General features: G+C 71.4%; 10 protein-coding genes. All 10 read left to right on the plus strand.

Annotated features, from left to right (window positions below):
• The first annotated feature begins 20 nt into the window (after nucleotides 1–20).
• The gene (gene rsmH / locus ACWCXB_RS18780) at nucleotides 21–974 is read left to right on the plus strand and encodes a 16S rRNA (cytosine(1402)-N(4))-methyltransferase RsmH (RefSeq protein ID WP_450724158.1); all 954 of its coding nucleotides are present in this window, start codon (nucleotides 21–23) and stop codon (nucleotides 972–974) included.
• Between the two features lie 152 nt (nucleotides 975–1,126).
• Complete coding sequence (locus ACWCXB_RS18785) at nucleotides 1,127–1,654, plus strand: FtsB family cell division protein (protein WP_450724327.1); 528 nt, start codon at nucleotides 1,127–1,129, stop codon at nucleotides 1,652–1,654.
• Between the two features lie 4 nt (nucleotides 1,655–1,658).
• Nucleotides 1,659–3,602, plus strand: coding sequence for a peptidoglycan D,D-transpeptidase FtsI family protein (locus ACWCXB_RS18790; RefSeq protein WP_450724160.1), 1,944 nt, complete (start codon nucleotides 1,659–1,661; stop codon nucleotides 3,600–3,602).
• A gap of 17 nt (nucleotides 3,603–3,619) precedes the next feature.
• A complete protein-coding gene (locus ACWCXB_RS18795; RefSeq protein WP_450724161.1) occupies nucleotides 3,620–5,257 on the plus strand; it encodes a UDP-N-acetylmuramoyl-L-alanyl-D-glutamate--2,6-diaminopimelate ligase in 1,638 nt (545 codons plus the stop codon).
• Nucleotides 5,258–5,261: 4 nt separating this feature from the next.
• Nucleotides 5,262–6,683, plus strand: coding sequence for a UDP-N-acetylmuramoyl-tripeptide--D-alanyl-D-alanine ligase (locus ACWCXB_RS18800; protein WP_450724163.1), 1,422 nt, complete (start codon nucleotides 5,262–5,264; stop codon nucleotides 6,681–6,683).
• Entirely contained in the window at nucleotides 6,680–7,750 is a 1,071-nt protein-coding gene (gene mraY, locus ACWCXB_RS18805; RefSeq protein ID WP_450724165.1) for a phospho-N-acetylmuramoyl-pentapeptide-transferase, read from the plus strand. Before ACWCXB_RS18800 ends, mraY begins: the two co-directional genes overlap by 4 nt.
• Nucleotides 7,747–9,174, plus strand: coding sequence for a UDP-N-acetylmuramoyl-L-alanine--D-glutamate ligase (gene murD / locus ACWCXB_RS18810; RefSeq protein WP_450724167.1), 1,428 nt, complete (start codon nucleotides 7,747–7,749; stop codon nucleotides 9,172–9,174). The genes mraY and murD overlap by 4 nt, the downstream gene beginning before the upstream one ends.
• 464 nt (nucleotides 9,175–9,638) lie before the next feature.
• Complete coding sequence (ftsW, locus tag ACWCXB_RS18815; RefSeq protein WP_450724329.1) at nucleotides 9,639–11,033, plus strand: putative lipid II flippase FtsW; 1,395 nt, start codon at nucleotides 9,639–9,641, stop codon at nucleotides 11,031–11,033.
• A 6-nt stretch (nucleotides 11,034–11,039) separates the two neighbouring features.
• On the plus strand, nucleotides 11,040–12,134 hold the full coding sequence (gene murG, locus ACWCXB_RS18820) for an undecaprenyldiphospho-muramoylpentapeptide beta-N-acetylglucosaminyltransferase (RefSeq protein WP_450724169.1): 1,095 nt from the start codon (nucleotides 11,040–11,042) through the stop codon (nucleotides 12,132–12,134).
• Between the two features lie 26 nt (nucleotides 12,135–12,160).
• A complete protein-coding gene (locus tag ACWCXB_RS18825) occupies nucleotides 12,161–12,970 on the plus strand; it encodes a cell division protein FtsQ/DivIB (RefSeq protein WP_450724171.1) in 810 nt (269 codons plus the stop codon).
• The last annotated feature ends 66 nt before the right edge of the window (nucleotides 12,971–13,036 follow it).

Below are 13,036 nucleotides of genomic sequence, written 5' to 3' on the forward strand. Positions count from 1 at the left end.
GTCGGACCTGAGAGGGCGCATTGAGCCAGCGACACGTCCCGGTGATGCTCCAGCGGTGCCTGGACCTGCTGGCACCCGCCCTGGAGCGGCCCGGGGCCGTCGTCGTCGACTGCACCCTCGGCCTCGGCGGGCACAGCGAGGCCCTGCTCACCCGGTTCCCCGAGGCCCGCCTCGTCGCGCTCGACCGCGACAAGGAGGCGCTGCGGCTGTCCGGCGAACGGCTCGCCCGCTTCGGGGACCGCGCCACCCTCGTGCACGCCGTCTACGACGAGCTGCCGGACGTCCTCGACCGGCTCGGCATCAACGGCGCCCAGGGCATCCTCTTCGACCTCGGCGTCTCCTCCATGCAGCTCGACGAGGCCGACCGCGGTTTCGCCTACGCCCAGGACGCCCCGCTCGACATGCGCATGGACCAGACGACGGGCATCAGCGCGGCGGAGGTCCTCAACACCTACCCCGCCGGTGAGCTGGTGCGGATCCTGCGTGCTTACGGCGAGGAGAAGCAGGCCAAGCGGATCGTGGCGGCGATCGTGCGGGAGCGCGAGAAGGAGCCCTTCACCAACAGCGCCCGGCTCGTCGAACTGATCCGCGACGCCCTGCCGCAGGCCGCCAAGCGCACCGGCGGCAACCCCGCGAAGCGCACCTTCCAGGCCCTGCGCATCGAGGTCAACGGCGAGCTGACGGTCCTGGAACGGGCCGTCCCGGCCGCGGTCAAGGCCCTCGCCGTCGGCGGCCGGATCGCGGTCCTCTCGTACCACTCGCTGGAGGACCGGCTGGTCAAGCAGGTCTTCGCGGCAGGCGCCGCCAGCACGGCGCCGCCCGGACTGCCCGTCGTCCCCGAGCGCTACCAACCGCGGCTGAAGCTGCTCACCCGCGGCGCCGAGCTCCCCACCGAGGAGGAGGTCGCCGAGAACCGCCGCGCGGCGCCCGCACGTCTGCGCGGCGCCGAGCGGATCCGCGAGGACGAGCAGTGACAGAGGCCGAGCAGTGACCGCCGCGTCAGGGGCAGCAGTGTCAGTGGCCGCCGCGTCAGGGACAGCAGCGTCAGTGGCCGCCGCGTCAGGGCCAGCAGCGTCGGTGACAGCGGTCGTGGCGGCGTCGGCAGCCGGGTGAGGGAGGGCATGTGGTGAAGATGGCCGCCGGACAGCTCAAGGGGCGCGCCGCGAGGCTCACGCGGCTGATGCCGTCCGGGCCCAGCACCGCCGCCCGCACCCCGTTCGTCCTGCTCGTCGTCCTTCTGCTGGGCGGCGGCCTGATCACCCTCCTGCTGCTCAACTCGTCCCTCAACGAGGGCTCCTTCAAGCTGAGCGAGCTGAGGAAGAAGACCACCGAGCTCACCGACCAGGAGCAGGAGCTCCAGCGGGACGTGGACGGCCGCTCCGCCCCCGACGCGCTGGAACGGCGCGCCCGCGAGCTCGGCATGGTGCCCGGCGGCAACCCCGCGTTCCTGAACCCGGACGGCACCGTCAGGGGAGTGCCCCGCAAGAGCACCGCAGCCCCGTACACCCCGCCACCCGCCGCCCCGACCCGGACGGCAGGCACCGTCGGGCCCGCAGCGCCCACGACGCCCACCGCACCCACCACGCCCACGGCGCCCACCACACCCACCACGCCCGTGACGCCGAAGCAGCCCCCCACGACCTCCGGCAGGTGACGCAGTGCCCTCCCAGGAACCTCCGCGCCGCCGGGTGCCAGGCCCCGCGCGCTCCACCGGCCCCGCGAACCGCACCCGCCCCGCGCCGCGCCGCCCCGCCGCGGGAACCCACCGGATCCGCCTCGGCAGCCCCCGTCCCCGGCTGCGGCTCGTCAGCCTCGCCCTCGGCCTCACGATGCTGGCGTTCGTCGTACGCCTCCTCCAGGTGCAGGCGGTCGACGCGAGCACGTACGCCGCCATGGCCGAGAAGAACCGCTACATGAGCCACAAGCTGGCCGCCGAGCGGGGCAAGATCACCGACCGGTCCGGGATCGCTCTCGCGACCAGCGTCGACGCGTACGACATCACGGCCGACCCGAAGATGTTCACGCCCGAGGTGAGCAAGACACCGGACGCGCCCGAGCAGGCCGCCGCGCTGCTCGCGCCGATCCTCGGCAAGGACGCCTCGGAGCTCGCGAACAAGCTGAAGGCCCCCAAGTCCCGCTACACCGTCCTGGCCCGCCGCCAGACCCCGCAGGTCTGGAACCAGATCAAGGACCTCAAGAGCGTCTTCGCCGAGAAGGCCGGGGCGGACAAGGCCAAGGGCGGCCCCGGAGCCAACATCCTCTCGGGCGTCTTCCAGGAGACCAGCAGCAAGCGCGTCTACCCCAACGGCGATCTCGCCGCCGGGATACTGGGTTACGTCAATGCCGACGGCCGCGGCGCCGGCGGACTCGAGTCCATGCTCGACGGGGAACTCGCGGGCAAGGACGGCCAGATCACCTACGCCCAGTCCGGCGGCCACCGCGTCCCCACCGCCGGAGCCCGCGAGCAGCCCGCCGTCCCCGGCTCCGACATCGAGCTGACCATCGACCGCGACATCCAGTGGGCCGCCCAACGGGCGATCGCCGACCAGGTGGCGAAGTCCCGCGCCGACCGCGGCTACGTCATCGTCCAGAACGCCAGGACGGGCGAGGTCCTCGCCCTGGCCAACGCCCCCGGCTTCGACCCCAACGACATCTCCCAGGCCAATGCCGCCGCCATGGGCAACGCCGCCCTCCAGGACGTGTACGAACCCGGCTCCACCAGCAAGGTCATGTCCATGGCGGCCGTCCTGGAGGAGCGGGCAGCCGTCCCCGGCACCCATGTCACCGTCCCCAACCGGCTGCACCGCGGCGACCGGCTCTTCAAGGACGACATCGACCACCCCACCTGGTACCTGACGCTCAACGGCGTCCTCGCCAAGTCCAGCAACATCGGCACGATCCTGGCGACCGGGCAGCTCGGCAGGACCCAGCCGGAGGCCAACAAGGTCCTGCACTCGTATCTGCGGAAGTTCGGCATCGGCAGCCCGACCGGGCTCGGCTACCCGGGAGAGTCGCCCGGCATCCTGGCGAAGCCGCAGGACTGGTCCACCTCGCAGCAGTACACGATCCCCTTCGGCCAGGGCCTGTCGCTCAACGCCATGCAGGCCGCTTCGGTCTACTCGACCATCGCCAACGGCGGCGTACGCATCGAGCCCACGCTGGTCCGCGGCACGAAGGGACCCGACGGCCGCTTCATCCCGGCCCCCGCCCCCGAGAAGACCCGCGTGGTCAGCGAGAAGACCGCCAGGACCCTCGCCATGATGCTGGAGTCGGTCGTCGGCGACGAGGAGGGCACCGGAACCAAGGCCCAGATCCCCGGCTACCGCGTCGCCGGCAAGACCGGCACGGCCAACAGGGTCGATCCGGAGCTGGGCCGCTACAAGGGCTACACCGCCTCCTTCGCGGGCTTCGCGCCCGCCGACAACCCGCAGATCACGGTCTACTGCGCCATCCAGAACCCGACCAAGGGCAGCTACTTCGGCGGCCAGATCTGCGGACCCATCTACAAGAAGGTCATGGAGTTCGCGCTCAAGACCCAGCAGGTCGCACCGACCGGCAAGGCACCCGCACGCATGCCGGTCACGTTCACACCCGGCGAGTGACCCGGGAGGTACCGCCAGTGACAACCATCACGCCCGACCCCGGGAACCACACCCCCTCGACCCCCTCATTTAGCAACGGTCCCGGTGCGCCCGGTACGCTCACCGCCGTGCCCCACGCTGATCAGTACCGAACCACCCCGCCCCGTCCGGCCGAGGTCCGCCCGATCCCCCTCGCAGAGCTGGCCGACCGGCTGGGGGTCGAGCCCCCGGGCTCCGGCGCGGCCACCGGCATCACGCACGACTCGCGGGCGGTGCGCCCCGGGGACGTGTACGCCGCACTGCCCGGCGCCCGCCTCCACGGCGCCGACTACGTCGCCCAGGCCAAGGAGCTCGGCGCGGCGGCGATCCTCACCGACCCGACGGGCGCCGAGCGCGCGGCCGCGACCGGACTGCCGGTCCTGGTCGCCGACGACCCGCGCGGACGGATGGGTGAGCTCGCCGCCACCATCTACGGACGGCCCGGCGAGGGCCTGCTGCAGATCGGCATCACCGGCACCTCCGGCAAGACCACCACGGCGTATCTCGTCGAGGGCGGGCTCCGCGGCGCCGGCCACCGCACCGGCCTGATCGGCACCGTCGAGATGCGCATCGACGACGAGCGCATCAAGTCGGAGCGCACGACCCCCGAAGCCACCGATCTGCAGGCGCTGTTCGCGGTGATGCGCGAGCGCGGCGTCGATTCGGTCGCCATGGAGGTCTCCAGCCACGCCCTCGTGCTCGGCCGGGTCGACGGCTGTGTCTTCGACGTCGCCGTCTTCAACAACCTCAGCCCGGAGCACATGGAGTTCCACTCCGGCATGGAGGACTACTTCGGGGCCAAGGCCCAGCTGTTCACCCCGGCCCGCGCGCGGCTCGGCGTCGTCAACCTCGACGACGAGTACGGGCAGCGGCTCGTCGCGGAGTCGGCGATTCCCGTCGTCACGTTCTCCGCCGAGGGCCACCCGGACGCCGACTGGCGGGCCGAGGACGTCGAACTCGGCGCCGTGGGCTCGGCCTTCACCGTCGTCGGCCCCCAGGGCGAGCGGGTGTCCGCCAGGGCGCCGCTGCCCGGCCCGTTCAACGTCGCCAACACCCTCGCCGCGATCGTCACCCTCGCCGTTGCCGGGATCGACCCACAGGCCGCGGCCGACGGCGTCGCCGCCGTCCCCGGTGTGCCAGGCCGGCTCGAGCGCGTCGACGCGGGCCAGCCGTACCTCGCGGTGGTCGACTACGCGCACAAGACGGACGCCGTCGAATCCGTCCTGCGCTCCCTGCGCAAGGTCACCAAGGGCAAGCTGCACATCGTGCTGGGCTGCGGCGGCGACCGCGACCGGACCAAACGCGGGCCCATGGGCGCCGCCGCCGCCCGTCTCGCCGACACCGCCGTCCTGACCTCCGACAACCCCCGCTCCGAGGATCCCCTCGCGATCCTCGCCGCGATGCTCGCGGGCGCCGCAGAGGTGCCCGCACACGAGCGCGGCGAGGTCCAGGTCTTCGAGGACCGGGCCGCCGCCATCGCCGCGGCCGTCGCCCGCGCCGAGCCGGGCGACACCGTGCTGGTCGCGGGCAAGGGCCATGAACAGGGCCAGGACATCGCCGGAGTGGTCCGTCCCTTCGACGACCGCCAGGTGCTCCGCGAAGCGATCGAACTCCGTTACAAGAACAGTCAGGGATGAAGCAGTGATCGCCCTCTCCCTCGCCGAGATCGCCGAAATCGTCGGCGGGCAGTCGTACGACATACCGGATCCGGCCCTCCAGGTCACCGGACCCGTCGTCATCGACTCCCGTCAGGTCGAGGCAGGCAGTCTCTTCGCCGCCTTCGCCGGTGAGCAGGTCGACGGCCACGACTACGCGGAACGCGCTGTCGCGGCGGGCGCCGCGGCCGTGCTGGCGGCCCGGCCCGTCGGCGTCCCCGCCATCGTCGTCGACGACGTCCAGACCGCGCTCGGCGCACTCGCCCGCGCCGTCGTCGAGAGGCTCGGCACCGAGGTCGTCGCCCTCACCGGCTCCGCGGGCAAGACCTCCACCAAGGACCTCATCGCCCAGCTGCTCCAGCGCCACGCGCCGACCGTCTGGACGCCCGGCTCGCTCAACAACGAGATCGGTCTGCCGCTCACCGCGCTCCGCGCGACCGCGGAAACCCGCCACCTCGTCCTGGAGATGGGCGCCCGCGGCATCGGCCACATCAAGTACCTCACCGGCCTCACCCCGCCGCGCATCGGTCTCGTACTGAACGTCGGCACCGCCCACATCGGCGAGTTCGGCGGCCGCGAGCAGATCGCCCAGGCCAAGGGCGAGCTCGTCGAGGTGCTTCCGGAGGACGGCGTGGCCGTCCTCAACGCCGACGACCCTTTCGTACGCGCGATGGCCTCCCGCACGAAGGCACGCGTCGTCCTCTTCGGCGAGGCGGGCGAAGCGGACGTACGCGCCGAGAATGTCCGCCTCATGCCGAGCGGACAGCCCGCATTCCGGCTTCGCACACCCTCCGGGTGCAGCGACGTGACCTTGCGGCTGTACGGTGAGCACCACGTGTCGAACGCGCTCGCCGCGGCCGCCGTCGCCCATGAGCTGGGCATGTCCGTCGACGAGATCGCCACCGCGCTCTCGGAGGCCGGCACCCTCTCCCGCTGGCGTATGGAGGTCACCGAGCGTCCGGACGGCGTGACGGTCGTCAACGACGCCTACAACGCGAACCCCGAGTCCATGCGAGCCGCGCTGCGTGCGCTCGTGGCCATGGGCGCGGCCGCCCAGGCCGACGGGGGTCGTACGTGGGCGGTGCTCGGCCCGATGGCCGAGCTCGGGGACGAGTCGCTCGCCGAGCACGACGCGGTCGGACGGCTCGCCGTCCGGCTCAACGTCAGCAAGCTCGTCGCAGTCGGGGGCAGGGAAGCGTCCTGGCTGCAACTGGGCGCATATAACGAGGGTTCGTGGGGTGAGGAGTCGGTGCACGTGTCCGACGCGCAGGCGGCGATCGACCTGTTGCGCAGAGAGCTGCGCCCGGGAGACGTGGTGCTGGTGAAGGCTTCCAGGTCGGCCGGTCTCGAGCGGATCGCCCTGGCGCTGCTCGAGAACACTGCCGAGGGTGAGGTCGCCGGCCGATGAGGCAGATCCTCTTCGCGGGGGCCATCGGGCTCTTCCTGACCCTCATCGGCACCCCGCTGCTGATCAAGCTGCTGGCTCGCAAGGGATACGGGCAGTTCATCCGCGACGACGGCCCGCGCAGCCACGGCAGCAAGAAGGGCACGCCCACCATGGGCGGCATCGCCTTCATTCTGGCCACGCTGATCGCGTACGCCCTCACCAAGGTGATCACCGGAGAGGACCCGACCTTCTCGGGTGTGCTGGTGCTCTTCCTGATGGCGGGCATGGGCCTGGTCGGCTTCCTCGACGACTACATCAAGATCGTCAAACAGCGGTCGCTGGGTCTGCGGGCCAAGGCGAAGATGGCCGGACAGCTGATCGTCGGTATCGCCTTCGCGGTGCTGGCGCTGCAGTTCGCCGACATCCGCGGTCAGACCCCGGCCTCCACCAGGCTGTCGTTCGTCACCGACTTCGGCTGGTCCATCGGCCCGGTGCTGTTCGTCGTGTGGGCGCTGTTCATGATCCTCGCCATGTCGAACGGCGTGAACCTCACCGACGGTCTGGACGGTCTGGCCACCGGCGCGTCCGTGATGGTCTTCGGCGCGTACACCTTCATCGGGCTCTGGCAGTTCCAGGAGTCCTGCGCCAACGCGATGACGCTGACCAACCCCAACGCCTGCTTCGAGGTGCGCGACCCCCTCGACCTCGCGGTCGTCGCCTCCGCGCTGATGGGCGCCTGCTTCGGCTTCCTGTGGTGGAACACCTCACCGGCCAAGATCTTCATGGGTGACACCGGCTCGCTCGCCCTCGGCGGCGCGCTCGCCGGCCTCGCGATCTGCTCCCGCACGGAACTGCTGCTCGCACTGCTCGGCGGTCTGTTCGTGCTGATCACCATGTCCGTGGTGATCCAGGTCGGCTCCTTCAGGCTCACCGGGAAGCGCGTCTTCCGGATGGCCCCGCTGCAGCACCACTTCGAGCTCAAGGGCTGGTCGGAAGTTCTGGTCGTGGTCCGATTCTGGATCATTCAGGGCATGTGCGTCATTGTGGGTCTGGGAATCTTCTACGCGGGCTGGGCGGCCGACAAGTGAGTGAGCTGGACTGGCAGGACAAGCGCGTCACCGTCGCCGGGCTGGGCGTGAGTGGCATTCCCGCCGCCCGCGTCCTGCACGGCCTCGGTGCGGTCGTCACGGTCGTCAACGATGGCGACGACGAGCGCGCGCGGGCGCAGGCCGCCGAGCTGGAGGCGGAGGGCATCACCGTCCGCCTCGGTGATGGGGCCACCCTGCCGGAGGGCACCGAGCTGGTCGTCACGACGCCCGGCTGGAAGCCCGACAAGCCCCTGTTCGCCGCCGCCGCCGAGGCGGGCGTCGAGGTCTGGGGCGACGTCGAACTGGCCTGGCGGCTGCGGGGGCCCGACGCGGCGCCCTGGCTCGCGGTCACCGGCACCAACGGCAAGACCACGACGGTCCGGATGCTCGCCTCGATCCTGGAGGCGGCCGGCCTGAAGACCGCGGCCGTCGGCAACATCGGCGTATCGCTTCTCGATGCCGTCCTTGGCGACGATCCGTACGGTGATCTCGATGTACTCGCCGTAGAGCTCTCCAGCTACCAGCTGCACTGGGCGCCCTCGCTGCGCGCCCACTCCGCCGCCGTGCTCAATCTGGCGCCGGACCACCTCGACTGGCACGGCTCCATGGAGGCGTACGCCGCCGACAAGGGCCGTATCTACGAAGGCAATACGGTCGCCTGCGTCTACAACGTTGCCGACCCCGCGACCGAGGACCTCGTGCGCGAGGCGGACGTCGTGGAGGGCTGCCGGGCGATCGGCTTCACGCTGGGGACGCCGGGGCCCTCGCAACTCGGTGTCGTGGACGACATCCTCGTGGACCGCGCGTTCGTCGAGAACCGGCAGAAGCAGGCCCAGGAGCTCGCCGAGGTCTCCGACATCAACCCGCCGGCCCCCCACAACATCGCCAACGCACTGGCGGCCGCCGCGCTGGCCCGGGCGTACGGCGTCGAACCCGCCGCCGTACGGGACGGGCTGCGGGCCTTCCGCCCCGACGCGCACCGCATCGAGTTCGTCGAGGAGGTCGACGGCATCGCGTACGTGGACGACTCCAAGGCCACCAACACGCATGCCACGGAAGCGTCCTTGGCGGCGTACGACCCGATCGTCTGGATCGCGGGCGGACTCGCGAAGGGGGCGACCTTCGACGAGCTCGTAGAGAAGTCGGCGAAGCGACTGCGGGGCGTTGTGCTCATCGGCGCGGACCGGGCGCTGATCCGCGAAGCCCTCGCGCGACACGCGCCCGAGGTCCCGGTGGTCGACCTCGACCGGACCGACACTGGGGCGATGTCGGCGGCGGTCCGCGAAGCGGCGGGGCTCGCGCGGCCGGGGGACACGGTTCTGCTGGCCCCCGCCTGCGCCTCGATGGACATGTTCGCCAACTACAACAAGCGAGGCGAGGCCTTCGCGGACGCGGTCCGCGCCCTCGCCACCGAGCGCGCCTGACCGGCCCGGTCCCCGCCGCCGCGCCCCGGCGCCGCCGCACCCACCTGGAGGGGACACCACCCATGCCGCCCGACCCCCTGGGACCCCCGCCACCCACCGCGGGGCAAGCCCTCGCCCCTGCGGCCGCCGTCACGCCTGCGCCCGCGGCCCTCTCGGCCGCCGCCGGGCCGGAGCCCGCGGGTGCCCCGGCCGGCGCCTGCGGCGAGCCTTTCCCCTCCCCGCCCCTTCCCACTGTGTCGAGGTGCGGCTCCGCCGCGCGGGGGGCGAGCCCCCAGACCCCCGTAGAGCCCCTCCGGCGATCGAGGTGGGGGTCCTCCCACACCCGCCGGGACGTAGGGGGAGGGGGAGCAGGGGCGGAGCCCCCGGAACGGGGTCCGGGGCGGAGCCCCGGTGCGGGAAGGGGCGGGGTGGGGGAAATCTCCCGCGCCGCCGTACGGCTCGTCGACGCCCTCGCGGCGCGGGCCATCGCCCTCGCACAGGCACTGGCACCGGCGCCCGCCCTCGCCCTCGCCGGCGTGCCCGGGACCGCACTGCGCAGCGGGACCGTCGGCCCCGGATCGAGGCGGCCGCCCGCCGCCCGGGGCGGGGGCGTCCGGGGGACCGGCATGCCGCGGCCACCCCGCGGCGGGGCGGTCCGGCGCGCGTACGAGCAGGCGCGGCGGGCCTGGGACCGGCCGCTGACCGCGTACTACGTGATCCTCGGCGCCGGCCTCCTGATCACCGCGCTCGGCCTGGTGATGGTCTACTCCGCGTCGATGATCACCGCGCTGAAGTACTCCCTGCCCTCCTCGTACTTCTTCCGCAAGCAGTTCCTGGCCGCTGCCATCGGCACCGGACTGCTCCTCCTCGCCTCCCGGATGCCCGTCAAGCTCCATCGCGCGCTCGCCTATCCCCTCCTGGTCGGCAGCGCCTTTCTCATGGTGCTGGTGCAGATCCCCGGGATAGGGCAGGCGGTCAACGGCAACCAGAACTGGATCTCGCTGGGCGGCCCCTTCCAGCTCCAGCCCAGTGAGTTCGGCAAGCTCGCCCTGATCCTCTGGGGCGCCGATCTGCTCGCCCGCAAGCAGGACAAACGACTGCTGACCCAGTGGAAGCACCTGCTCGTCCCGCTGGTGCCGGTCGCCTTCATGCTGCTCGGGCTGATCATGCTCGGCGGTGACATGGGCACGGCCATCGTCCTGACCGCGATCCTCTTCGGGCTGCTCTGGCTGGCCGGCGCCCCCACCAGGCTGTTCGCCGGTGTGCTGGCCGTCGCCGGCCTGATCGGCGCGGTCCTGATCAAGACCAATCCGAACCGTATGGACCGCTTCCAGTGCGTCGGCGCCACCGACCCAGGACCCGGCGACATCTGCTGGCAGGCCGTGCACGGGATCTACGCACTCGCCTCGGGCGGATGGTTCGGTTCTGGTATCGGTGCAAGTGTGGAAAAATGGGGCCAACTCCCCGAAGCTCACACCGACTTCATCTTCGCCATCACCGGGGAGGAACTGGGGCTGGCGGGGACGCTGTCGGTGCTCACTCTCTTCGCGGCTCTAGGCTATGCGGGTATCCGCGTGGCCGGACGCACGGAGGACCCCTTCGTGAGGTACGCCGCGGGAGGTGTGACCACCTGGATCACGGCCCAGGCCGTGATCAACATCGGTGCGGTGCTCGGTCTGCTGCCGATCGCCGGAGTCCCCCTCCCGCTGTTCTCCTACGGAGGCTCCGCCCTGCTGCCGACCATGTTCGCCGTGGGACTGCTGATCGCCTTCGCGCGAGAGGATCCCGCCGCGAAGGCGGCCCTGGCCATGCGGAGGCCCGGGGTGAGATGGAAGACGATGAGACGGCGCGTCAAGGAACGTCCGTCCGGAGAGCGGTGAATTTCGGTGCATGTCGTACTCGCCGGCGGGGGGACCGCCGGCCACATCGAGCCCGCGCTCGCCCTCGCGGACGCCCTGCGCAGGCAGGACCCGACCGTGGGCATCACAGCCCTTGGCACGGAGCGCGGACTGGAGACCAGGCTGGTGCCCGAGCGGGGCTACGAGCTTGCGCTCATCCCTGCCGTACCGCTGCCGCGCAAGCCCACTCCCGAGCTGATCACCGTCCCGGGCCGGCTGCGCGGCACGATCAAGGCCGCCGAGCAGATCCTGGAGCGCACCAAAGCGGACTGCGTCGTCGGTTTCGGCGGCTATGTCGCGCTGCCCGGCTATCTCGCCGCCAAGCGCCTCGGTGTGCCCATCGTCGTCCACGAGGCCAATGCCCGCCCCGGCCTGGCCAACAAGATCGGCTCGCGGTACGCCGCCGCCGTCGCGGTCTCGACCCCCGACAGCAAGCTGCGCGACGCCCGCTACATCGGCATCCCGCTGCGCCGCTCCATCGCCACGCTCGACCGGGCCCGGGTCAGGCCCGAGGCGCGCGCCGCCTTCGGCCTCGACCCCAATCTGCCGACGCTGCTGGTCTCCGGCGGCTCGCAGGGTGCCCGCCGCCTCAACGAGGTGGTCCACCAGGTCGCTCCGCTGCTGCAGCGCTCGGGCATCCAGATCCTTCACGCGGTCGGCCCGAAGAACGAAGTGCCGCGCGTGGACAACATGCCCGGAATGCCGCCCTACCTCCCGGTACCGTACCTGGACCGGATGGATCTCGCGTACGCGGCGGCCGACATGATGCTCTGCCGCGCGGGCGCCATGACCGTCGCCGAACTCTCCGCCGTCGGGCTTCCCGCCGCGTACGTACCGCTGCCGATCGGCAACGGCGAACAGCGGCTCAACGCCCAGCCGGTGGTCAAGTCCGGTGGCGGACTGCTGGTCGACGACGCCGAGCTGACCCCCGAGTGGGTCCAGGGGAACGTGCTCCCGGTGCTCGCCGACCCGCACCGGCTGTACGAGATGTCCCGCGCCGCCGCCGAGTTCGGGCGCCGGGACGCAGACGATCTGCTTGTCGGAATGGTGTACGAGGCGATTTCCGCACGGGCACGCCGATAGGCACAGTGAAGGGCAGGGTGCGGAGCATGGCCGGACCGACGACCGCCGAGCGCGGCACGCGAAACCCGAAGGGCTCGCCGTCGGCCGGTCGCTCCGGCCGGATCCGCAAAAGGCCTGCCTTCCGCCGTCCCCGGCTTCCCGGCCGTCGGGTGCTGCTGATCGGCTCTGCCCTCGTCGCGCTCACCGCGGCCGCAATCTGGCTGCTTTACGGCTCCCCCTGGCTGCGCGTCGAGCGGGTCCAGGTCTCCGGTACACAGGTTCTGACACCCCGTGAGGTCGAGGAGGCGGCGGCCGTACCGATCGGATCGCCGCTTGTTTCGGTCGATTTGGACGGGATTGAGGTGCGGCTGCGCGAGGAACTGCCTCGTATCGACTCCGTCGAAGCCGTGCGTTCATGGCCGCACGGAATCGCGCTGAAGGTGACCGAGCGGAAGCCGGTACTCCTCATCGGAAAAGGCGCGAAGTTCATCGAAGTGGACGCGAAAGGCGTCCGTTTCGCCACGGTGGACAAAGCGCCCCAAGGTGTGCCGATGCTGGAAATGACGGCATATCAGTCACCGAGTCTGCGCCGCTTCGGCGAGCAGCGGCTGGTGACCGAGGCGGTCCGGGTCACCGCCGAACTCCCCGCGCAGGCCGTCAAGGACCTCCGGTCCGTCGAGGTCCGCTCGTACGACTCCATCACCCTGAAACTGACGGGCGGCCGCACCGTGGTGTGGGGCAGCAGCGAGAACGGCGAGGCGAAGGCGCGGACACTCACCGCGCTGATGAAAGCCGCTCGCGGTGCCGGGCACTTCGATGTGAGTGCCCCCACGGCCCCTGCCGCATCAGGGAGTTGACGCACATTTGCGCAGGCCAGCACCCTGGTTGGTCAGCGCAACGGCTGATCACATAGGGTGAAAAGA

This window comes from Streptomyces sp. NPDC001514 (assembly GCF_053597075.1).